The following is a 22,159-nucleotide window of genomic DNA, read 5'->3' as shown; positions in this document are numbered from 1 at the left end:
AAATGGAAGACGCCTTAATCATATCAAAATTTGCTGATGAGCGTACGCGCGAAGAGGCGTTCGGCTATTTGCTAAAAAAATATCAACAAAAAATCTATTGGCATGTCAGACGCATGGTCATTAATCATGACGATGCGGATGACGTGACACAGGATATTTTCATAAAAGTGTGGCGTAATTTAGAGAAATTTAGAGAAGATTCGCAATTATACACTTGGCTGTACCGCATCGCGACAAATGAATGCATTACTTTTCTGAACAAGAAAAAGCAAAAACACAATGTATCCTTAGACGATGATAGTTCAGCATACTTGTCGGAGACATTAGCAGATGGACACTATTTCAATGGAGATAAGGCACAACTTAAGTTACAGCAAGCTCTACTTACTCTTCCCGAAAAACAGCGGTTGGTCTTTAATATGAAATATTTTGAAGATCTTAAATACGATGAAATATCGGAAATACTTGGAACAAGTGTAGGTGCACTAAAAGCCTCTTATCATTTGGCGGTGAAGAAAATAGAACATTTTTTTAACGCGAATGATTAAACCTTTTAGTGATAAAAGTATCTATACCCATACGATGAAGGAAATAAACACATACCATGACGAATTAGGAGGAAACAAGCTTCCTGAAGCATTGCGTGTCAATCCTTTTGCCGTACCTCCAGACTATTTCAGAGCACAAGAATCGACCATTCTCTCCCTCGTAAAATTAGAGAAATTAGCGGTTCAAAACGAGAATGGTGTTATACCAGATGGATACTTCGAAAAACTTCAAGACAATATATTAGCCAAAGTTGTCGAACAAAAATTAAAAGATCAAGTTAGTGCCACAGGATTTAAAGTGCCAGAGCATTATTTTGAAGAATCAGCATATCAAATTCAAAGTAAACTTTTTGAAGAAACACTTCGCAGTCAGGTTATAACGACGGGTTTTACCATTCCTGTAGACTATGCTGATGTAGCCGAAGATACTATTCTTAACCGAATAGTAGAGGAACAGTTAAAGGCTACCGTAAATCGTGATGGCTATGAGGTTCCAGCAGATTACTTTGAAACACTAGCGCAAGATATTATATCAAATATCGCTGTGGAAAAATTAAAAGCCAAAGTTACGGAAACCGGATACGGTGTACCTGTTGAATATTTTGATCGTTTGTCCGAAAAGACCTTGATGATGTCGGCTCACGCCAATAGTCAGGAAAATGTCGTGAAGGTTTTAACGCTTCCTACAGAAAAGGGTACAACGGTTACTCCACTACTCTCGCGAAAAAGATGGGCAAGTTATACCGCCGCTGCCGCCGTCACTGCGATAATAAGTATAGGTTCATATTTTTCGTTCAACCAGCAGGACAACACCGCATCGTCGGAAGGTATATCTCTTTCGGGAATACCTGATGAAGCAATAGCTAGTTATTTAGCTCAGGTTTCGGACGCCAACGATCTGGTCTTTTTCTCGGAGTATTTGGATATTCCTGAAAATGTGGAAATAGGTAATCAAGTTAAAGATAACGATATCGAGGAGTACTTAAATTATATGCTATAATGCTACGCTTTAAACAAATATTAATTACACTCTGCTTTTTATTTACACTTCAATGGGCTTCGTTCGCACAGCAACGGAACTTTGAAGTTATTGAAAATAAAAAAATTGCTTATATCACCAAGGAGTTAAAGTTAACGCCTGCCGAATCGCAAAAGTTCTTTCCGATTTACAACCAGTATAATCAGGAAATTTGGGATCTTAAAAAGGCAAAAAGAGGCTTGAATGCGCCGCAAAACACGAATTCGTTCAATGGGAAAAGAGATGTAATTGCTTTTGATGCGAAAGAAGTGGATGTAAAAAAAGTATACAGAAGTAAATTCGGGCAGATAATCGGACAGGCGAGAGCCTCACAATTCTTTCAAGTAGAAGAAGATTTTATCAACATGCTTGCCAAGGAATACAAAAGCAGACCAAAAAAATAATAAAAACATAATATACTTCTATTATTTTTAGCGAGAATCTTCCTTAACTTCGCATAATGATTAGTAATAGAGAGCTGTTTTTAAAAAACACCGCACAAACTTCTGATAGCCCACGTCTTATTGAAATAGAACGGGCAGAAGGTTCATTCCTCTACGGACCTCATGGAGAAAAATATTTAGATCTGGTCTCTGGATTTAATGTAAGTAATATCGGACACCGCCATCCCAAGGTGCTCGAAGCGATCAAAGAACAACTCGACAAATATCTACATGTAACTGTATACGGCGAATTTGTACAGGCACCTCAAGTACAATTTGCGACGAACTTACTCAAACAATTACCTACTCATTTTGAGTCGGTATACTTGACCAATTCGGGAGCTGAGGCTGTGGAAGGATCCATGAAGGTTGCAAAAAAATATACAGGTCGTAGGCAAATTATTGCCGCTAAAAAGGCTTATCACGGAAGTACACAAGGAGCCCTTAGTCTTATTGGCAATCCAGCATATCAACAAGCGTACGCTCCCCTCTTGCCTGAGATCGAATTTATTGAATACAACAGTATTTCTGATCTAGCCCTTATCACCCATGATACCGCCGCAGTTATTATCGAAGCTATACAAGGTGAGGCGGGCGTACGGGTACCTAGTGTAAGCTATATGCAGGCCTTGCGTACCAAATGCAATGAAACCGATACTTTATTAATATTTGACGAGATACAAACTGGTTTTGGCCGCACCGGAAAATTATTTGCCTTTAATCACTTCGGTATCATTCCCGATATCCTCATGTTGGCCAAGGGAATTGGAGGGGGTATGCCCCTAGGTGCCTTTGTTGCATCCAAAAAGGTTATGGATGTCATAAAAGATAATCCAATGTTAGGCCATATCACTACATTTGGAGGACACCCCGTATCCTGTGCCGCAGCTTTAGCTTCATTGCAAGTGATTATCGACGAGCAACTTATAGAACAAGTTGAAATAAAAGAAAAATTATTTAGGCAGGAATTAAATCACCCCAAAATTAAAGAAATCAGAGGCTTGGGATTGATGATGTGTTTACAATTGGAAACTTTTGACCAAGTATATGCCGTAAGTAAATACTGCGCAGAAAAAGGAATTATGATAGACTGGTATCTGCATTGTGAAACAGCATTACGTGTAGCGCCTCCATTAACCATCTCCGAACAAGAAATAAAACAAGCCTGCAAAATAATAAAAGAAGGAATTGATAAATTCTGTTAATATTCTTATTTTTTTCTATAAAGATAATATGCAGATAGCAGAGAAGAAGTCTATAAATTTGTTTTTATATGAGATTATAATTGCATATAAAAACAAATTTATCTAAGTTTAAAAAGACATAAACCTATAACAATGGACAACAGAAGAAACTTTCTACAAAAAAGCTTACTTACTCTCGGAGGAGCCTTGGTTGGTACTTCATTATTAAATGCTAAAGAGAATATTGGCGTCGCTGCTAAGAAAATAACCATCAATCAAAACGATGTTATTTTATTCCAGGGGGATTCGATAACCGATCACGGCCGTAAAAGAGATAATTTAGAACCGAATAACACGGATGCTTTCGGAAAGGGCTATGCTATGATTGCTGCAAGCCAGTTGTTAAACAAATATGCTGACAAAAATATACAGATTTACAATAGGGGTATAAGCGGAAATAAGGTTCCGCAACTTGCGGAACGATGGACTACAGATTGCATAGCGCTTAAACCAAATATTTTAAGCATTATGATTGGGATCAATGATTATTGGCATAAAAGGAACGGGAATTATGAAGGTTCTGCTGAAACATATAAAGATAACTATAGAAAATTACTTGATCAAACCTTGGTAGCATTACCTCAAGTAAGATTGATTATTGGCGAACCTTTCGGGGTCAAAAATGTGAGTCACGTTGACGACACTTGGTTTCCAGAATTAACACGATATCAGGAAGTCGCAAGCGAAATAGCAAAAGAATATCGTGCTGTATTTATTCCATACCAATCTATTTTTGATAAAGCAGAAAAAAGAGCTAACGGAAAATATTGGACTACAGACGGAGTACATACCTCATTAGCGGGCGCGAACTTAATGGCTCAGCATTGGCTTGATACCGTAAAATAATAATACAAGTCTACCATCAGAAACAACAAAAATTAACTATGGAAAACTATCTCTTCCTTATTATTCTCACCTTAATAGTTCTAGCGATAATCGATCTGATGGTCGGCGTTAGTAATGATGCCGTAAATTTCCTTAACTCGGCTATCGGCTCTAAAGCCATTCCTTTCAAAACCATCATGATCGTAACAAGTATTGGGATTATATGTGGAGCTGTTTTTTCCGGTGGTATGATGGAAATTGCCCGAAGTGGCATTTATATACCGAGTGAATTCAGCTTTAATGACGTCATGATCATCTTTCTTGCTGTCATGATTACTGATGTTATTTTATTGGACGTTTTTAATTATTTCGGACTTCCCACTTCGACTACCGTATCTATCGTTTTCGAACTACTGGGCGCTGCGGTATGTTTGGCCATGTACAAGATCATTAGTGAAGATGCAGCTTGGAATACCATATCTAACTATATCAATACCGAGAAAGCAACAGCGATTGTAGGGAGTATCTTACTATCTGTATTTCTATCGTTCACTGTCGGTATGATCGTACAATATATTTCAAGGCTTGTTTTTACTTTCCAATTTGAAAAGAAAATAAAATCCATTGGTGTATTATTTGGCGGAATAACATTAACAGCAATAAGTTATTTCATTCTAATAAAGGGGCTCAAAGGCGCTAGTTTTATCTCTGGTAATGCTCAAAGCTGGATTAAAACCAATGAAGTCTATCTACTCTTAGGTTGCTTTCTAATGTTTACATTGATAAGCTTTATCCTCACGCGTCTCAATATCAATATCCTAAAACTTATTATAGGCGTAGGTACGTTTGCACTTGCACTATCCTTTGCTGGAAATGACTTGGTTAATTTTATTGGCGTTCCGGTTGCTGCATTACAATCGATCAATATTTTCCGAACGACAGGCGCTGATCCAGACACGTATATGATGACTGCATTAGGTTCGGACGATATTGTTGCACCCATGTGGATATTAGCAGCAGCTGGCGTAATAATGGTCATAACCTTGTGGACTTCTAAAAAAGCAAAAACGGTCATCGAAACGGAGATGAGCTTAAGTAACCAAGACTCTGGTGTTGACAAGTTCAAGTCAAACGCTTTGGCCCGGCAGATTGTACGGTCTTTTATCAGCTTTGGCAACATTATAAGCCATGTAATGCCTCGGACACTACAAGCTCGATTAGACAAACAATTTGAAAATCCTTTATTAGAAAAAGGAGCAAATAAAAGATCGGGAGAAGAACCTATGTTTGATATGGTAAGAGCTTCGGTAAATTTAATGGTGGCAAGTAGCTTGATTGCACTTGGAACCTCTATGAAGCTCCCTTTATCGACCACCTATGTTACATTTATGGTAGCCATGGGTACTGCGTTTGCAGATAGAGCTTGGGGTAGAGAAAGTGCCGTATATCGAGTTTCAGGAGTATTTCACGTAGTAGGCGGGTGGTTTGTCACCGCAGGTTGCGCATTTGCAGGTGCTTTTATATTGGCCTATCTACTAAAAGTTGGTGGCATCGTCACCTTTGTCCTAGCGATCATTGTATTGACGATTTTCTTGTATAGAAATTCCAAAAGTCACGACCGGAAAGTGAAAGAGCAATCAGCAAGAAAACTTCAGTTAGAAAAAAAAGACATACAAACGCTACAGCAAGTGACAGAGGCAAGTGCAAATCAAATCAGTGAGATCATCACCAAAACGAACATGCTCTTCAAAGATGTTATAGAAGGATTGATTAACCAGGATCTATTGGTTTTAAATACAGATAAGAAACTAATTAAAAAATTACAAAAAGACCTCAATTCCACCAATTCGTCGCTTTACGACTTTATCCGGAATCTCGACGACTCTTCTGTAAAAGGGAGCCGGTATTATATTCAATCTTTAGGATACCTTCAGGATATCGTCGAAAATGTAGGCGTCATTTCATCCAACATCTACGATCATGTGGACAACAATCACAAACCGCTTAAAATTAATCAGGCGAAAGATCTAAAGTATATTGTGGAAAAATTGGGCCAATGGTATTCCAAGATAAATGATGTGTACAAACGACAGGACTTTTCTAAAATTGATGATATTATTGAAGAAAGACTGGAACTACAGGATATAAATAACCAATTTTTGGATCGGCAAATCGAACGCATTCGAACGTCCGAAAACAGTCCGAAAAATTCAAAGTTATATTTTTCTATTCTACTCGAAACAAATGAGCTGATTAGTTCTACATTCAAACTTATCCGATTGCACCAAGAGTTTGAACGTTTCAGAAGTTCAACTTCATAAAAAAGTGAACCGGAAGGTTCACTTTTTTTATGAAGCTTTTTTAATGCGTTAAAACTTGGGGAAGTTCCTCAATTTCTACTTCTCCACTCTCTGTAAGAGTGACGAATTTTACCGGAACAATCTCGTTTACTAGAAGTGGATCATAGGGTGTGCGTACCTTGACGTAATTTTTAGAAAAACCATGCATATAACCATCCTTTACATCGGATTCAAACAACACCTCTCCTACTTCTCCTAATTGAGATTCGTAAAAAGCTCGTCGTTTTTTTTCAGACAAAATATGTAACATTTTGCTCCTATCACTTCGTTGTGCCCCTGGAACAGCGCCTTCCATTTGAGCTGCTATTGTATTTTCGCGTTCTGAATAGCTAAAAACGTGTAAATAGGAAATATCCATCTCATTGATAAAGTTATAGGTATCTATAAAATCTTCGCGAGTTTCCCCTGGAAAGCCTACTATTACATCTACTCCAATACAACAGTTTGGCATCAAGGATCTTATTTTAGCAACTCGTTCCGCATATAACTCCCGTTTATAACGACGGCGCATCTGCGCCAGTACCTTATTATTACCGGCCTGTAACGGCATATGAAAATGTGGCACAAATCGTTCGGACTGCGCTACGAATTCAATAATCTCATTGGCTAAAAGATTTGGCTCAATAGAAGAGATACGGATACGATCGATACCTTTCACATGATCCAACGCTTTTACCAAGTCTAAAAATTTATCCTGACGTTTACCGTCTCGGACACCGAAATCACCGATATTAACCCCAGTTAACACGATTTCTTTAACCCCGGAAGCGGCAATCTCTTCCGCCTGACGCACAATGTCTTCAATCTTACCTGAACGACTAGCACCGCGAGCTAAAGGAATGGTACAGAATGTACAGGAGTAATCACACCCATCCTGAACTTTTAAGAAGGTACGCGTACGATCTCCGATGGAAAAAGCAGAAACAAATTGATTTGTTTGATCGATGGGTGCATTATGAATAATTGTCTTCGCTTGCTTTGTCAAATCATTGATGTGTTCAATGATATTAAATTTTTCGGCGGCACCTAATACCATATCCACGCCCGGAATTTCAGCAATTTCTTTTGGCTTCAATTGAGCATAACATCCCACTATGGTTATATACGCATTCGGAGAATGTTTCAATGCCTCCTTTACCACCTTTCTACATTTTTTGTCGGCATGATCTGTAACCGAGCAGGTATTGATCACATATACATCTGCTTGACTGTTAAACGGTGTAGTTTCATAACCCGCATCTTTAAAGATACGACCAATTGATGACGTTTCTGAGAAATTCAGCTTACATCCTAAAGTGTAGAAAGCAACTTTTTTATTCATCTTTATTATACGCTCTTAACTTTTATATACCAGCCTGCTGTAGGCAGGATATTATCCATGTGTTAGGATATTTAAAACATGAATATGTGATAATATCCGCAAAAATACACAAAAAGACACAAAATGTGAGTTGTTGAAAAATTGTGATATTCTAATGATGCAAAAACACTTATCTTCGTAACATTCAAAAATAAAAATCATGAAACAGTATTTAGATTTGCTAAAGCATGTGTATACGACAGGCATAGAGAAAACGGATCGTACGGGAACGGGTACTAAAAGTGTTTTTGGCTATCAAATGCGTTTTAATTTAAAGGAAGGTTTTCCACTCGTTACTACCAAAAAGCTACATCTTCGTTCGATTATCCATGAGTTGATTTGGTTTTTAAAAGGAGAAACGAATATTCAGTACCTGAAAGAGAATGGTGTCAGTATTTGGGACGAATGGGCGGATCAAAAGGGCAATTTGGGACCGGTTTATGGTTCGCAATGGCGTTCTTGGCCTACTCCAGACGGAAAACACATTGATCAGATCTCGCAAGTGATCAATCAGCTAAAAATGAATCCGGACTCACGCCGTATCATCGTATCAGCCTGGAACGTTGCTGAAATTGAAAACATGGCTTTACCTCCATGTCACGCATTTTTTCAATTTTATGTAGCTCCAGCACAACCAGAAAAAGGAATAATAAGACCTCAGTTATCCTGTCAGCTGTATCAACGCAGTGCAGATATATTTTTAGGTGTTCCCTTCAATATTGCTTCTTATGCTTTGTTGACGATGATGGTAGCACAAGTTTGTAATATGGAGGCGGCTGATTTTGTACACACCCTTGGAGATGCACACATCTATAGCAATCACTTTGAACAAACGGAATTGCAACTTTCAAGGGATCCGAAGTCACTTCCAAACTTGAAAATCAACCCTGATGTTAAAGACATTTTCGACTTTAAATTTGAAGATTTTGAATTGACGGATTATGAATATCATCCACATATCAAGGCTCCTGTAGCTATATAAGCTTATATTCATATCAGGAAGAGTAAAGAAATATTTTTAAGAAATGAACAATCCCAAACTAACTTTGATAGTCGCCGCTGCGGAGAACAATACCATTGGAAAAGGCAATAAAATGCCATGGCACTTACCTAATGATTTTAAATATTTCAAGAAAAACACCCTTGACCACTCTATAGTGATGGGTCGTAAAACTTTTGAATCCATTGGAAAGGCTTTGCCCGAACGGAGGAATATTGTGATTACACATGATCTTAACTATAAAGCAGAAGATATTGATGTCGCAAATAATCTAGAGGAGGTCTTAACGTATTGCAGAGATGAACGTGAAATATTTATTATTGGTGGTGCTGAAATCTACAGACAAACACTTCCTTTTGCACAAAAAGTTCTTTTAACACGTGTACATACTATAGTTGAAGGTGACGCATTCTTTCCTGAATTAGTTCCTGCATCATGGAAACTTGTTAGTTCAGAAGCTCATCAAAAGGATGAAAAACATGCTTTTGATTATTCATTCGAGGTCTACCAAAAGATTGAGATTTGAGAACAAAAAGGTCCATGGGTGTAAATTACCATCCTTTTAAAGCAGCTTCTATCAACTCGCTATAAAATGCTGTCTCGCTCATTCCGGATGCTCTTACCTGCTGGGGGATAAAACTCTGTGCTGTCTGCCCAGGAATAGTATTAATCTCTATAAAATAAAATTTATCTGTGTCGTGCTCTAAAAAGAAATCGACACGAACCATACCTTTGCAGTTTAGGCGGATATAGATTTCCTTTATAAGACGTACCGCTCTTGTTTGCTGTTCTTCATTCAAATCCGCCGGTGTGATTTCTTCTGTAAGCCCAGGGCTATATTTCGCCTCGAAATCAAAAAATTCGCGGGTAGTTTTTACTTCGGTAGCTGGCAAAACAACAAGCTCCCCTTGCGGATTACGAAATATACCTTGCGAAAATTCCCGACCGTTTACAAACTCTTCGACGAGAACCTGCTTGCCCGTATTTTCGGCATCGAAAGCCTTATCCAATGCTTCCCTTAAACCCGCCGCTTCTTTTACTTTTGTCATCCCAATACTACTACCACCAGCATTAGGTTTTACAAAATAAGGCAACGTTAATTTTTCTTCGACCAATTTCACACCGTCTTTTCTATGACTTTCAAAAAGTAACACCGATTTAGCTAAATGAAGCTCAGAAATGTCAGAAAGTATCGCTTTCGTATACCCTTTATTCATCGTTAACGAAGAGGTCAGCGCGCTGCAGGAGGTATATGGCAATCCAATCATATCAAAATAGCCCTGCAAACGTCCATCTTCGCCCGGCGAACCGTGCAGAATAATAAAAGCAACATCAAACCGAACCGAAGTACCGTTGAAATTGAGCGAAAAATCTTCTTTATCAATCACATGCTTTACGTTCTCGTCATCTTGATAAAACCAGCCTTCCACAGTGATATCGATCAGGTAAACCTCATATTTATTTTTATCCAGCTGACTATACACGAATTGCGAGCTTTTATAAGATACTTCCGCTTCGCCGGTATATCCTCCAGTAATTAATGCTACTTTTGTTTTCATTATTATCATTAGTTCATCTGCACAAACTTAGATAAAATGCTTTGCATTCACGAAAGCCCAATAGAAAAAATACTATTCTTAATTTGCTTTTATATATAATTAAGATCACATCGAATATAAATGTAAACTATTCATCAATATTTGTTTTAAGGCACGAATGAGCGCTACGCGGTTTATTGGTCTCTCCTCTGCCTTTGAAAATTTATTTATCGGGGAAACCTACTTGAGTTGCTGCTAAAAAAAGCATGAATAACTCATGCAAGCTTCATCGCCATTAAAACTTAGCGTAGCGATCTCATTGATACCGATAAAGGACAGCAAGAGATCAATAAACAATTTATTCGGATGAAATATAATTTGCGATACACGGAAAAACGAATATTTTTGCTAATATTAAATATTAATACAATGTAACAACGACCACACTCGTTATTAGATAGTGGGAAATAAAAAACTTGAAAAAAATTCATGTCTAAATTATTATTTTATTTACGAACAGATACCTTCAGAAAGAATCTGATAGGAGCTATCATAGCCATATTTGTATTATTCCTTTTAATATATTTTGGGTTAAAAATTTACACTAAACATGGAGATGCACAGGAAGTACCTGTCCTCAAAGGTATCCATATTGAAGAAGCCAAACGTATCTTGGATCGCGCGGGACTTGAATATGCTGTAGATTCTGTATACCAGATGGATGCAAAACCAGGCTTGGTAATAGAACAAGACCCCGAAGCCAGTGCATTGGTAAAAAATGGACGTACCATTTACCTAACCATTATTACACAGATAGCACCTGAAATAGCATTTCCGGATATCATTGACAAGACCTTTATTGAGGCGTCTGCCATTATCAAAAATCATTCACTGAAGATTGGAGACACGGTCTACGTGTCTGATATTGCCCGGGATGTTGTACTAGATGCCAAATTTGCAGGGCAACCTATCAAAGCAGGAAGAATGGTCTCGAAGGGATCGAATATTACCTTGGTGCTAGGGAATGGACGTGGTGCCAACGAAGTAGAGGTACCTATGGTATTAAATCTTACATTGGCCGAAGCAAAGTTTGCGATTCAGGGGTTGGGTTTGAATATTGGTAATATTACGGGAAATATCATTGACACAGCGACAGCAAGAATTATAGCACAATTCCCAGATACTTCAGCACACATTATCGGTATTGGCACACCGATTGATTTGACTTTATCAAACGACTAATCTTTTATGGAGAAAAAAAGATCTTTCCCGAAATTTCTAAGCATTACTTTGATTATTCTTGTCGTAGTAGGTGCTTTTATTGGCTGGAAGGCCTACCAGACTTTCATCGGACCTTCTGTCACAGATAAGGAAGAGTTTTTCTATGTGCATACCAATGACACGTACGATCTTGTACTAGCAAGGTTGAAATCACAAGGTATTGTAAAACATCCCGATTTATTTGACTTCGCCGCAAAAAAAATGGATTACCCAAACAGTGTGAAAGCAGGTCGATATAAATTGATCCCCGGGATGAGCAACCGCAGGTTGATTGGGAATCTTCGAGGAGGATATCAAGAAGCTGTGAAATTTCGATTTGCAAATGTACGTCTTAAAGAAAGTTTTGCAGCCTTATTGGGTAATAGCTTTGAAGCCGATTCGACAAAGTTCAATGATATATTGAATAACGAAGCTGTGGCTGAGCAATACGGATTCACTACAGATAATTTCTTTTCGATGTTTGTTCCCAACACCTATGATATCTATTGGAATACTTCCCCAGATAAAATAGTTGCTCGTTTTCATAACGAATACAAAAAATTCTGGACGGATGAGCGTAAACAAAAAGCACAGGCTGTCAACCTTACTCCTATCGAAGTATCTACACTAGCATCTATTGTAAAGGGCGAAGCACTTCATGTAGACGAGATGCCTAAAATTGCGGGACTATATTTGAATAGACTTCGGAAAGGGATGTTATTACAGGCCGATCCGACTGTTATTTTTGCGAATAATGATTTCACTATCCGCCGTGTATTGAATAGGCATTTGACCATAGATAATCCGTATAATACGTATCGGTATAAAGGTTTACCTCCTGGACCGATCATGATGCCGAGCATCGCATCAATCGATGCCGTTTTAAATCCAACAGATCACGATTACATCTACATGTGTGCCGAGGCTGATTTTTCAGGATACCATGCCTTTGCCGTAACGGTGGCCGAACATCAGGTTAATGCGCGTAAATTCCAAAAAGCATTGGATGAAAGAAATATTAAAAAATAACTATGTACGTTTTTGAGCACCGATTAAGAGTAAGGTATGCCGAAACAGATCAAATGGGCTATGTTTACTATGGCAATTATGCAGCATATTATGAAGTAGCACGTACTGAAATGTTGCGTAATACCGGTATATCTTACAGAGAGTTGGAAGAAATGGGTTTTATGCTGCCGGTCATAGAATTGCAGTCCAAATTTATACAAGCAGCAACCTACGATGAACTCATTACCATCAAGACAACGATACGAGAGAAACCGAATATCCGAATTAAATTTGAATACGAGATATTTAATGAGGCGGCGACGTTACTTAATACAGGAATGACACAATTGGTTTTTGTAGATATGCAAAAAAATAGACCTTGCCGTCCTCCGCAAATTTTTCAAGATAAGATGAGCCCTTACTTTGAGTAAGATGAAGAAAGTCCATCATAATTTATTGCATTTCAAACCATATGACAACTTCATAGAATGGTCTAAAACCGCTATTCTTCCAGGTTTCGGCAAACTTCCGTTGTATACTGTTGCTACATTTTTTTTTCAGGAGATAGCTCGTGAATCTATTCTTAATAAAGCATCTTCCCTAGCTTATAATTTTATGTTGGCTATTTTTCCGGGTATTATTTTCTTATTCACCTTGATTCCTTATATTCCTGTAGATAATTTTCAGCAAGGTCTAATGGATTTTTTAGCTATTGTCATTCCTTTTGACGCATTTACTATTATTCAATCCACTTTAGAAGACATTATAAAAAAACAAAATGGTGGATTATTATCTTTTGGTTTTGTATTGGCCACTTTTTTCTCAACCAATGGTATGACTACCTTAATGATGGCATTTAATAAGTCTTCTTTGGCAAATGAGAATAGAAGTTGGGGAAGAAGAAGATTAATCGCTTTGGGTCTATCTTTTTCTATCATTGTTGCTTTGACATTGGGAATTGCTTTCTTCACGGGAGCTGGTATAGTCATCTCCTATTTAAAGGAGCAGATTTCTTATGATCTTTCGTGGTTTTGGACCTTCATCATCAAAGCAGCACGCTGGATAATATTATTTGCTATTTATTTTTTAACCGTAAGTATGCTGTACAAATTTGGCCCATCTGTAGCCAAAAGATGGAAGCTTTTTAGTCCTGGTGCCACCCTAGCTACTATCCTCGCCATTTTAACTTTTTCAGGCTTTGCTTATTACATTAATAATTTCAATGCTTACAACAAACTGTATGGTTCTATCGGAACTATTATTGTGATCATGATTTGGATGTATCTGAATTCATTAATTTTATTGATAGGTTTTGAGCTAAATGCCAGTATTACATTATCTAAACAGAGTATTAAAATCGTCAAGCCAAAAATCTACAATTCATTCAAACAATCCGAATAAGATTCGGATCTGTAAAATATCTTCCAAAAAAAATCAACATAAAATCTTGTAAATAAAAGATTTTCGTATCTTTGCAGTCCTTACATAGTAAGGAAAAGGAGAAAATTAATTAATGGCAAAAAAACAAGAAGCAGAAAAAGAGTTAGCGGCGAAAAACGCAGAGCTACAAGGTGCTGACACTACAGTAGTGAAAGACACTGAAAAGATTGAGTCTGAAGCCGATTCAAACTTAATTGACGAAATCAAATCCAACACGTGGAGCACACCAGAAGGTGACTTCGATTGGGAGCTTGATGAAAAAGCTTTCGGTAATTACAGCGAAACTGAGCGTACTAAATTAGAAGAACAGTATGCTGGTACATTCAACCAAATCAACCAAGGTGAAATTATTGAGGGTATTATTGTATCTGTCAATAATAAGGATGTGGTTTTGAACGTTGGTTTCAAATCAGACGGTCTTGTAGCGTTATCTGAGTTCCGTGACTTACCTGACTTAAAAGTGGGTGACACTGTTGATGTATTCGTAGAGTCCCAAGAAGACGCAAACGGTCAATTGGTATTGTCACGCAAACGTGCTAAAACACAAAAATCTTGGGAAGCTATCAATGATGCATTGGAAAATGATGCTATTATCGATGGTTTCGTTAAGTCTCGTACTAAAGGTGGTTTGATCGTAGACATTAAAGGTGTAGAAGCTTTCTTACCTGGATCTCAAATCGACATCAAACCTATCCGTGATTACGATGTATATGTAGGTAAAACTATGGAATTCAAAGTTGTAAAAATCAACCATGAATTCAAAAACGTAGTCGTATCTCATAAAGTCTTAATTGAAGACGATTTAGAAAACCAAAAATCAGAAATCGTTGCGAAATTAGAAAAAGGTCAAGTATTAGAAGGTACTGTTAAAAATATTACAGATTTCGGTGTATTTATCGATTTAGGTGGTGTTGACGGTTTACTTCACATTACAGATATCTCTTGGGGTCGTATTGAGCATCCAAGAGAAGTTTTGGCTTTAGATCAAACAATAAACGTTGTTGTTTTAGACTTTGATGATGAGAAAAAACGTATCGCATTAGGTTTAAAACAATTATCAGAACACCCTTGGGAATCTTTAAACACCGAATTAGCTATCGGTTCTAAAGTAAAAGGTAAAATCGTAACAGTTGCTGACTACGGTGCTTTCTTAGAAATCATCCCTGGTGTTGAAGGTTTAATTCACGTATCTGAAATGTCTTGGTCACAAAACTTACGTTCTCCTCAGGAGTTCCTAAAAGTAGGTGACGAAATCGAAGCTCAAATCTTAACATTAGACCGCGATGAGCGTAAAATGAGCTTAGGTATCAAACAATTGACTCCAGATCCTTGGAAAAACATTACAGAACGTTACCCTATCGGTTCTAAACAAAAAGCTGTTGTTAAAAACATGACTAACTTCGGTGTATTTGTTGAATTGGAAGATGGTATAGATGGATTAATCCATATCTCAGATTTATCATGGTCTAAAAAAATCAACCATCCTAATGAATTCACTAAAGTAGGTGAAGAGTTGGAAGTTGTAGTTTTAGAACTTGATGAAGAAAACCGTAAATTATCTTTAGGTCACAAACAACTAGAAGAAAATCCTTGGGATACTTTCGAAACAATTTTCACAATTGATTCTATCCACGAAGGTACAGTAATCAAAGTTGGAGACAAAGGTGATATCGTAGCTTTACAATATGGTGTAGAAGGTTTCTGCCCTTCTAAACACTCTGTAAAAGAGGATGGTGCTGCATTGAAAGTAGACGACGTTACGGATTTCAAAATCATTGAATTCAATAAAGAAAACAAACGTCTTGTAATTTCTCACTCTCGTATCTGGGAAGATGCGAAAGAAGAAAGTCGTAAAGAGGAATCCAATGCTCGCAAAAAAGATGCAAAGGCAGCTAATACGGCAGTGAAGAAAGTAAAAGACTCTGTTGAGAAATCTACTTTAGGTGATCTTGATGTATTAGCTCAATTAAAAGAGCAAATGGAAGGTGACGAAAAAAAATCTAAATAATTTTAGATTTCACTAAATAATAAGGCCCCAATCGTACGATTGGGGCTTTTTTTATGTCGGTATTTTGTTGTAATTTTATTAATTAAATTAGTTCGCTATGCCTATTTCTACGCCAATCATTGATATCCATGATTTTTTGCAATTAATTAATAATCCCGGCCTTATCATTCTTGATTCGACAATAGATAAAGTTGATCAAAAATTGGATAAAACAAATTTGCAATTAATCCCCAATTCTGTATTCTTTGATATTGAGGGAACTTTTTCTGAACACAACAGTCCCCTTCCGCATACTATGTTAGCCCGTGAAGATTTTGAACAAGAAGCTCGTAGCCTGGGTATCAATAACAACAGTATATTGGTCATTTATGACCAATGGGGTGTCTACTCCAGTCCTCGTGCTTGGTGGATGTTTCGCTATATGGGACATGAAGAGGTATACGTTTTGAACGGAGGGATGGAAGCTTGGATAAACGAAGGCTTACCCGTGAAAACTGACTATATAACGCCAACAGAAAAAGGAAATTTTATCGCTAAACCGAACAACAACTGGTTTGAAAGCAAACATACGTTATTAAAGAAATTAACTTCGCCCCATATTACCGTTACAGATGCCCGGAGTGCAGGCAGATTCAATGGGATAGCTCCTGAGCCTAGGGAGGGGTTACGATCCGGCCACATTCCTAATTCGACAAACCTTCCTTTTAACCAGTTAATGGATGGTACATTGATTAAACCGGTACAAGAATTGGAGAAAATTTATGTGGGGCACACAGAGCAAAACAAACACAATATATTCTCCTGTGGATCAGGAATTACAGCCTCTATACTCGCACTGGGTGCTTATCAAATCGGTCATAAGGATATCGCCATTTATGACGGTTCATGGTCGGAATGGGGCGCTGATTCAAATCTGCCTATTGAATAATTAATTTATTTCGTACCTGGTAGCGGAACATAGCCGTCATCACCTGATACTTTTGGAAACCGATGGTTTTTCCAGTCTTCTTTTGCTTGCTCGATTATTTCTTTGTTCGTTGCGACAAAATTCCAATAGATAAATCGTTCCTCAGGGAAAGTTCGCCACCAAAAATATATACTGTTGTATTTGCTTTCATTGTAAAAGAACATAGGTACGCTTCTTTGGTAATTAAAATCTGCTTCGATCCATATTCAAATCCATTACTTTCAATATCACCTTCTAAAATATAAAGTCCGCTCTCACCGTACAAGACACCCCGAAGATCAATTAATGTATCTTTTGTAGTTTTAATTTCAATCATATAAAGCGGGCTATAAACAGGTACAGGTGACTTCCTTTCAAATGCCTCTCCTGCAATCAATTTATAATTGACACCTTCTTCTTCCCATCTTGGAATATCCTTTGCTTCTATGTGGAAAAACTCGGGTTCCATGAATTCCAATGTCTTGGGAAGCGCAATCCATATTTGGAGCCCGTGCATATATTTATCTTGATGTCTTAAGTATTCTGGTGTTCTTTCAGAATGTGTTACCCCTTTACCCGCCGTCATCCAATTGACTGCGCCAGGTTGTATCTCCATAGCCGTTCCCAAACTGTCACGGTGCATGATCGCCCCATCAAACAAATAAGTTAAAGTCGATAATCCGATATGTGGATGCGGACCTATATCCAAGTTTTCGTATTCGCTTAGTTTTGCAGGGCCCATATGGTCGATGAATACAAACGGGCCAATAGATCTTTTTTGACGAAACGGCAGTAATCTTCCTACCAAAAAGTTACCGATATCGGCGGCTTTTTCTTCCTGAATAAAATCAGTATTCGACATAACTTATTTACGTTGATGAACAGCTTAAAGTTACGAAAAGTATTAACGTTTTTGAATGGCCCTGAAAATTAAATCAGCCCCTAGACGAGCTGTTCGGTTGTCGATATCATAAGTAGGATTTAATTCCGCTAAATCCATACTTATCAAATTAGGACGTTCTATAATTGTTTCGTAGATTTTATGGAAGGCATGATCTGGTGTTATACCGTTGAAAGCTAATGCGCTTACCCCGGGTGCATATGCTGCAGCAAAAGCATCCATGTCTATCGTTAAGTAGATAATATCTACTTGCTTTCCAAATGTCTGTATATCGTCTATTATTTGATCCACATTCGCCTCATAAATATCCTCAGCAGGAATAATCTTCACTCCTTTGTGCTTAGCAAAATTAAACAATGCCTTCGTGTTACTAATCTGTTGGACACCTATAGCTAGGTAATGAAATTCGACATTCTCCTCAGCAAGGTCGTCAGCTATTTGATAAAAACCTGTTCCAGAACTACCGTTACCATCCAAAGGTTGACGAATATCTAAATGGGCGTCTATATTGATAATACCCACTGTTTTAGTCGTACTCTTTTTGATTCCGCAAAAATGTCCATAAGTAAGTTCGTGTCCACCGCCTAATACAATTGGGAAACCTCCGCTGTCTATAATAGCGGATACAGCCCAACTTAAGGCTTCTTGTGCACCTTCCAGATCACTTAGTTCGCATACGATATCACCGACATCGATCAACTGTAGGTCTTCGGAAGAAAAATGAACGGGTAGATTTGCCAATGTTTTACGTAAATAGGCTGGTCCCTCTATCGCTCCAACGCGTCCCATATTTCGGCGGACACCTTCGTCACAACAGAAGCCCAACAACACCACTGCGTTAGAAAGATCGGCTTTATTTCGAAGATCAATATTTTTTATTAGCTGATGCCAGCGCAAGAATTCTGGCTGATCGCCATCTTCACGGCCGATCCAAAAACTTACATTTGGTATTCTATAAAGTGGACTGTCAAAGATACCCATCGCATTTAGTTAAAAAGATTATCAATTAGCATATCGTCAACGTGGATTGCCCGAGTTACATTTAACTGTGGACTGCGGGCCAACTCCGTTTCAAGTGCACGCTGGGCTTCCTTATTTCTTGCCCAAGCTCGTCTTGCGATTCCATTATTCACATCAAAGAACAACATTTGTTGCAACTTGACATCCGCTTCTTTTGTACCATCCAAAACCATTCCAAAACCTCCATTCACCACCTCTCCCCAACCGACACCACCTCCATTATGTATGGAGACCCAGGTAGCACCTCTGAAGCTATCACCTAGCACATTATGTATGGCCATATCTGCTGTAAAACGACTACCATCGTATATATTACTGGTTTCCCGGAAAGGCGAATCGGTTCCGCTTACGTCATGATGGTCACGTCCCAGTACAATCGGAGCCGACAATTTACCCTCCCGAACCGCTTTATTAAATTCCTGTGCGATCCGTACCCGCCCAAGTGCATCAGCATAAAGTATGCGTGCTTGGGAGCCAACTACTAAATTATTTTTATCGGCTTCTTTGATCCACTTTATATTATCTTCCAATTGTTGAACAATCTCGCCCGAAGCCTCTTTTTGAAGATCCAATAACACATTCAATGCAATCTCATCTGTCTGACGCAAATCTTCGGTTCTGCCTGAAGTACACACCCATCTAAATGGACCAAACCCATAGTCAAAACACATCGGCCCCAGAATATCCTGCACATACGAGGGGTATTTAAAATGTATACCATCCGATGCCATGACATCCGCCCCTACTCTGCTACAAGCTAACAAGAATGCGTTTCCATAATCAAAAAAATACGTCCCGCGAACGGTGTGCTTATTGATTGCCGCTGCGTGTCTGATCAACGAGCGCTGTACATCCTCTTTAAATTCTTCGGGCCGATTTGCAATCTTATGATTTGCTTCTTCAAATGATAGGCCAACCGGATAGTATCCTCCCGACCAGGGATTATGCAAAGAAGTCTGGTCGGAACCAATAGAAATTTGAATACCCTCTTCATAAAACCCTTCCCATACATCCACTATATTTCCGATGTAAGCGATTGATAGTACTTCGTTATTGGTTATAGCTAACCGTACTCGCTCCACCAATGCTGACATATCTGCTAATACTTCATCCACCCAACCTTGTTCATGACGTTTATAGGCTGCTGTAGGATTAATTTCCGCGCATACCGTAATACAGCCCGCGATATTTCCGGCCTTGGGTTGCGCTCCACTCATTCCTCCTAATCCCGATGTCACAAACACTTTTCCGCTAATACTGTCCTTCTTATCCAATAATTTCCGGAAAGCATTCATCACAGTTATCGTCGTACCGTGAACAATACCTTGCGGTCCAATATACATATACGATCCCGCTGTCATCTGACCATATTGCGTGACACCTAATGCATTAAATCGCTCCCAATCGTCTGGTGTCGAATAATTAGGAACCATCATCCCATTTGTCACTACTACTCTGGGCGCATGGGCAGATGAGGGGAATAAGCCCATTGGATGACCGCTATACATATGCAACGTTTGCTCGTCCGTCATATTTGCCAAGTACTGCATGGTTAGCAGGTACTGTGCCCAATTTTGAAACACAGCACCGTTTCCGCCGTAGGTGATCAACTCATGCGGGTGTTGGGCAACTGCCGGATCCAGGTTATTCTGGATCATTAGCATAATTGCAGCGGCATGTTTGCTTCTGGCAGGATACGCTTGAATAGGTCGCGCATACATGTCATATGCTGGTCGAAAACGATACATATAAATTCGACCGTACTGTTTTAATTCGTCCAAAAATTCAGCGGCCAATTCATTATGCCATTCTTTTGGGAAATAACGCAATGCATTACGGAGTGCTAGCTTTTCTTCCTCTTTTGTCAAAATAGCCTTCCGTTTGGGCGCATGACTAACCTCCGTATCATATTTTGCTTTGGGGGGTAACGTCGAAGAAATTCCATCTATTATGGCTTTTTGAAATACTGTCATTTGCTGTTAATTTTTACTAAATACTTCTTCTCCATTTTTCCATACTGATGACGGCTGTAATGATCCCTGCCGGTACGTTATATGCTGATAATTATCTGATTCATAGATGACAAAATCTGCTAATAACCCTTTTGCCAAACGACCTCTATCAGTCAAATTCAGTGCTTTCGCCGCCCTAAATGTCACCGCAGCAAGCACCTCGGCGTTTGTCAGCTTTTCCATGGCGGCTAAAATGCTCGCCGATGCGATCAACTGCCCCATAGGTGCTGAGCCTGGGTTCCAATCTGTCGCAATAGCTAAGCAGGCACCTGCATCCAATAACTTTCGGGCTGGAGTAAAAGTACAACCAATCCCCAATGAAGCAGCAGGCAACGCTACCGCTACCACATCAGATTTGGCAAGCAGTGCTATTTCGTGGTCTGTAGAAGCTTCTAAATGATCTGCCGAAACAGCATTAAAGTCGACCGCAACTTGCGAACCTGACGGGCTGAATTGATCCGCATGTACCGTGATATCAAAACCCATATTTTGTGCTGTTTTAAAATAATCTTGTATTTGGTCTGCTGTGAATGCACTTTTTTCAATAAATGCGTCAATTCGATTTGTCAGGCATTCTGCTTTCAATAACGGAAACAATCGTTCAGCAATGTCCGACAGATAATCTTCAGCCGTACCACTATAGTCTTTGGGAAGCGTATGAGCTGCTAAGCAAGTCGCTATTAAATCTGCTTTGCTTTGTTTATTGGCCCATGCTATCGCCCGCAATATCTTTAACTCTTCCTCTACTGTAAGACCATATCCACTCTTTACTTCCACCGTTGTCACGCCTTGTTTTATTAATTCATTCGCTCTCAGAACCGTGATATCAACTAATTGGTCAAGTTCACGCTCACGTGTATGCTTGACCGTATTCCAGATGCCACCACCTGATTCAGCAATCTCCAAATAAGAACTTCCCGCATTACGCATCGCGAAATCGTTAGCCCGGTTCCCTCCAAATACAATATGGGTATGGCAATCTATATAGGATGGCATACATACATATTCTTTTTGCAACTCGTAAACCTGTACATCTTCTGGAATGACCAACCGTAGCTCATCAAAACCAGCGATCTGCTTGATTTTGTCACCGCTGATCCAAATTCCGGCATATTCAACAATCTCCAGCTGTTTATCCGACAATGCTCCTTTGTCCGGTAGGTTGCACATAGTCAACAATTGTTTAAACGGCCCTATTAATACCTCTTTTTGTTCCATTTTTTGTTCC

Annotated in this window: 21 protein-coding genes; 14 read left to right on the top strand and 7 right to left on the bottom strand. The window is 38.7% G+C overall.

Annotated elements, in window-relative coordinates:
• Nucleotides 1–2: 2 nt before the first annotated feature.
• From FAZ15_RS21070 to FAZ15_RS21045, 6 genes are all read left to right on the top strand, one after another.
• Complete coding sequence (locus FAZ15_RS21070) at nt 3–548, top strand: RNA polymerase sigma factor (protein WP_136903353.1); 546 nt, start codon at nt 3–5, stop codon at nt 546–548.
• Nucleotides 541–1,548 (top strand): hypothetical protein, encoded by a 1,008-nt coding sequence (locus tag FAZ15_RS21065; protein WP_238387334.1) that lies wholly within the window; start codon nt 541–543, stop codon nt 1,546–1,548. The genes FAZ15_RS21070 and FAZ15_RS21065 overlap by 8 nt, the downstream gene beginning before the upstream one ends.
• Complete coding sequence (locus FAZ15_RS21060; RefSeq protein WP_238387333.1) at nt 1,548–1,970, top strand: hypothetical protein; 423 nt, start codon at nt 1,548–1,550, stop codon at nt 1,968–1,970. Before FAZ15_RS21065 ends, FAZ15_RS21060 begins: the two co-directional genes overlap by 1 nt.
• A gap of 56 nt (nt 1,971–2,026) precedes the next feature.
• Nucleotides 2,027–3,214 (top strand): aspartate aminotransferase family protein, encoded by a 1,188-nt coding sequence (locus tag FAZ15_RS21055; RefSeq protein WP_136903350.1) that lies wholly within the window; start codon nt 2,027–2,029, stop codon nt 3,212–3,214.
• A 132-nt stretch (nt 3,215–3,346) separates the two neighbouring features.
• On the top strand, nt 3,347–4,099 hold the full coding sequence (locus FAZ15_RS21050) for an SGNH/GDSL hydrolase family protein (protein WP_136903349.1): 753 nt from the start codon (nt 3,347–3,349) through the stop codon (nt 4,097–4,099).
• Between the two features lie 38 nt (nt 4,100–4,137).
• Nucleotides 4,138–6,399 carry an inorganic phosphate transporter gene (locus tag FAZ15_RS21045; protein WP_136903348.1) on the top strand — a complete coding sequence of 754 codons (2,262 nt, stop codon included), beginning with the start codon at nt 4,138–4,140 and terminating at the stop codon, nt 6,397–6,399.
• Between the two features lie 40 nt (nt 6,400–6,439).
• Here FAZ15_RS21045 and mtaB read toward each other — a convergent pair whose 3' ends face one another.
• Nucleotides 6,440–7,759 (bottom strand): tRNA (N(6)-L-threonylcarbamoyladenosine(37)-C(2))-methylthiotransferase MtaB, encoded by a 1,320-nt coding sequence (gene mtaB / locus FAZ15_RS21040; RefSeq protein ID WP_136903347.1) that lies wholly within the window; start codon nt 7,757–7,759, stop codon nt 6,440–6,442.
• A 199-nt stretch (nt 7,760–7,958) separates the two neighbouring features.
• Between mtaB and FAZ15_RS21035 the strand changes: the two genes are divergently transcribed.
• Both FAZ15_RS21035 and FAZ15_RS21030 read left to right on the top strand, forming a co-directional pair.
• Entirely contained in the window at nt 7,959–8,780 is an 822-nt protein-coding gene (locus FAZ15_RS21035) for a thymidylate synthase (RefSeq protein WP_136903346.1), read from the top strand.
• A gap of 43 nt (nt 8,781–8,823) precedes the next feature.
• The gene (locus tag FAZ15_RS21030; protein ID WP_136903345.1) at nt 8,824–9,324 is read left to right on the top strand and encodes a dihydrofolate reductase; all 501 of its coding nucleotides are present in this window, start codon (nt 8,824–8,826) and stop codon (nt 9,322–9,324) included.
• A 25-nt stretch (nt 9,325–9,349) separates the two neighbouring features.
• On the opposite strand, the gene FAZ15_RS21025 is transcribed toward FAZ15_RS21030, so the two are convergent.
• Nucleotides 9,350–10,357, bottom strand: coding sequence for a D-alanine--D-alanine ligase (locus FAZ15_RS21025; protein WP_136903344.1), 1,008 nt, complete (start codon nt 10,355–10,357; stop codon nt 9,350–9,352).
• A 468-nt stretch (nt 10,358–10,825) separates the two neighbouring features.
• Here FAZ15_RS21025 and FAZ15_RS21020 point away from each other — a divergent pair, with 468 nt between their 5' ends.
• The 6 genes from FAZ15_RS21020 to FAZ15_RS20995 all read left to right on the top strand — a co-directional run bounded on the left by FAZ15_RS21020 (nt 10,826) and on the right by FAZ15_RS20995 (nt 16,980).
• Nucleotides 10,826–11,578, top strand: a complete 753-nt coding sequence (locus tag FAZ15_RS21020; protein WP_136903343.1) for a PASTA domain-containing protein — start codon at nt 10,826–10,828, stop codon at nt 11,576–11,578.
• A gap of 6 nt (nt 11,579–11,584) precedes the next feature.
• On the top strand, nt 11,585–12,625 hold the full coding sequence (mltG, locus tag FAZ15_RS21015; RefSeq protein WP_136903342.1) for an endolytic transglycosylase MltG: 1,041 nt from the start codon (nt 11,585–11,587) through the stop codon (nt 12,623–12,625).
• Nucleotides 12,626–12,627: 2 nt separating this feature from the next.
• Complete coding sequence (locus tag FAZ15_RS21010) at nt 12,628–13,035, top strand: acyl-CoA thioesterase (protein ID WP_136903341.1); 408 nt, start codon at nt 12,628–12,630, stop codon at nt 13,033–13,035.
• A gap of 1 nt (nt 13,036) precedes the next feature.
• Nucleotides 13,037–14,005: a YihY/virulence factor BrkB family protein gene (locus FAZ15_RS21005; RefSeq protein WP_136903340.1), complete on the top strand. Its 969-nt coding sequence runs from the start codon at nt 13,037–13,039 to the stop codon at nt 14,003–14,005.
• A gap of 112 nt (nt 14,006–14,117) precedes the next feature.
• Entirely contained in the window at nt 14,118–16,052 is a 1,935-nt protein-coding gene (gene rpsA, locus FAZ15_RS21000; protein ID WP_136903339.1) for a 30S ribosomal protein S1, read from the top strand.
• Between the two features lie 97 nt (nt 16,053–16,149).
• Nucleotides 16,150–16,980, top strand: a complete 831-nt coding sequence (locus tag FAZ15_RS20995; RefSeq protein ID WP_136903338.1) for a sulfurtransferase — start codon at nt 16,150–16,152, stop codon at nt 16,978–16,980.
• 5 nt (nt 16,981–16,985) lie between these two features.
• Here the strand turns inward: FAZ15_RS20995 and FAZ15_RS23065 are convergent, their stop codons facing one another.
• From FAZ15_RS23065 to hutI, 5 genes are read right to left on the bottom strand one after another with little or no spacing between them, the layout of a single operon-like run.
• Nucleotides 16,986–17,111 (bottom strand): pirin-like C-terminal cupin domain-containing protein, encoded by a 126-nt coding sequence (locus FAZ15_RS23065; RefSeq protein ID WP_317130500.1) that lies wholly within the window; start codon nt 17,109–17,111, stop codon nt 16,986–16,988.
• Nucleotides 17,075–17,860: a pirin family protein gene (locus tag FAZ15_RS20990; RefSeq protein WP_317130499.1), complete on the bottom strand. Its 786-nt coding sequence runs from the start codon at nt 17,858–17,860 to the stop codon at nt 17,075–17,077. Before FAZ15_RS20990 ends, FAZ15_RS23065 begins: the two co-directional genes overlap by 37 nt.
• A 42-nt stretch (nt 17,861–17,902) precedes the next feature.
• Nucleotides 17,903–18,880, bottom strand: coding sequence for a formimidoylglutamase (gene hutG, locus FAZ15_RS20985; RefSeq protein ID WP_136903337.1), 978 nt, complete (start codon nt 18,878–18,880; stop codon nt 17,903–17,905).
• A gap of 5 nt (nt 18,881–18,885) precedes the next feature.
• Entirely contained in the window at nt 18,886–20,892 is a 2,007-nt protein-coding gene (locus FAZ15_RS20980; RefSeq protein WP_136903336.1) for a urocanate hydratase, read from the bottom strand.
• A 6-nt stretch (nt 20,893–20,898) separates the two neighbouring features.
• Complete coding sequence (gene hutI / locus FAZ15_RS20975; protein WP_136903335.1) at nt 20,899–22,149, bottom strand: imidazolonepropionase; 1,251 nt, start codon at nt 22,147–22,149, stop codon at nt 20,899–20,901.
• Nucleotides 22,150–22,159: the final 10 nt, after the last annotated feature.

It is taken from the genome of Sphingobacterium olei, from assembly GCF_005048855.1.
Lineage (GTDB): Bacteria > Bacteroidota > Bacteroidia > Sphingobacteriales > Sphingobacteriaceae > Sphingobacterium > Sphingobacterium olei.
This window is presented reverse-complemented; position numbering and strand designations above follow the sequence as displayed.

Coding starts and splice junctions, on each gene's coding strand:
- FAZ15_RS21070 (WP_136903353.1), top strand. CDS start 3: ATGGAAGACGCCTTAATCATATCAAAATTTGCTGATGAGCGTACGCGC.
- FAZ15_RS21065 (WP_238387334.1), top strand. CDS start 541: ATGATTAAACCTTTTAGTGATAAAAGTATCTATACCCATACGATGAAG.
- FAZ15_RS21060 (WP_238387333.1), top strand. CDS start 1,548: ATGCTACGCTTTAAACAAATATTAATTACACTCTGCTTTTTATTTACA.
- FAZ15_RS21055 (WP_136903350.1), top strand. CDS start 2,027: ATGATTAGTAATAGAGAGCTGTTTTTAAAAAACACCGCACAAACTTCT.
- FAZ15_RS21050 (WP_136903349.1), top strand. CDS start 3,347: ATGGACAACAGAAGAAACTTTCTACAAAAAAGCTTACTTACTCTCGGA.
- FAZ15_RS21045 (WP_136903348.1), top strand. CDS start 4,138: ATGGAAAACTATCTCTTCCTTATTATTCTCACCTTAATAGTTCTAGCG.
- mtaB (WP_136903347.1), bottom strand. CDS start 7,759: ATGAATAAAAAAGTTGCTTTCTACACTTTAGGATGTAAGCTGAATTTC.
- FAZ15_RS21035 (WP_136903346.1), top strand. CDS start 7,959: ATGAAACAGTATTTAGATTTGCTAAAGCATGTGTATACGACAGGCATA.
- FAZ15_RS21030 (WP_136903345.1), top strand. CDS start 8,824: ATGAACAATCCCAAACTAACTTTGATAGTCGCCGCTGCGGAGAACAAT.
- FAZ15_RS21025 (WP_136903344.1), bottom strand. CDS start 10,357: ATGAAAACAAAAGTAGCATTAATTACTGGAGGATATACCGGCGAAGCG.
- FAZ15_RS21020 (WP_136903343.1), top strand. CDS start 10,826: ATGTCTAAATTATTATTTTATTTACGAACAGATACCTTCAGAAAGAAT.
- mltG (WP_136903342.1), top strand. CDS start 11,585: ATGGAGAAAAAAAGATCTTTCCCGAAATTTCTAAGCATTACTTTGATT.
- FAZ15_RS21010 (WP_136903341.1), top strand. CDS start 12,628: ATGTACGTTTTTGAGCACCGATTAAGAGTAAGGTATGCCGAAACAGAT.
- FAZ15_RS21005 (WP_136903340.1), top strand. CDS start 13,037: ATGAAGAAAGTCCATCATAATTTATTGCATTTCAAACCATATGACAAC.
- rpsA (WP_136903339.1), top strand. CDS start 14,118: ATGGCAAAAAAACAAGAAGCAGAAAAAGAGTTAGCGGCGAAAAACGCA.
- FAZ15_RS20995 (WP_136903338.1), top strand. CDS start 16,150: ATGCCTATTTCTACGCCAATCATTGATATCCATGATTTTTTGCAATTA.
- FAZ15_RS20990 (WP_317130499.1), bottom strand. CDS start 17,860: ATGTCGAATACTGATTTTATTCAGGAAGAAAAAGCCGCCGATATCGGT.
- hutG (WP_136903337.1), bottom strand. CDS start 18,880: ATGGGTATCTTTGACAGTCCACTTTATAGAATACCAAATGTAAGTTTT.
- FAZ15_RS20980 (WP_136903336.1), bottom strand. CDS start 20,892: ATGACAGTATTTCAAAAAGCCATAATAGATGGAATTTCTTCGACGTTA.
- hutI (WP_136903335.1), bottom strand. CDS start 22,149: ATGGAACAAAAAGAGGTATTAATAGGGCCGTTTAAACAATTGTTGACT.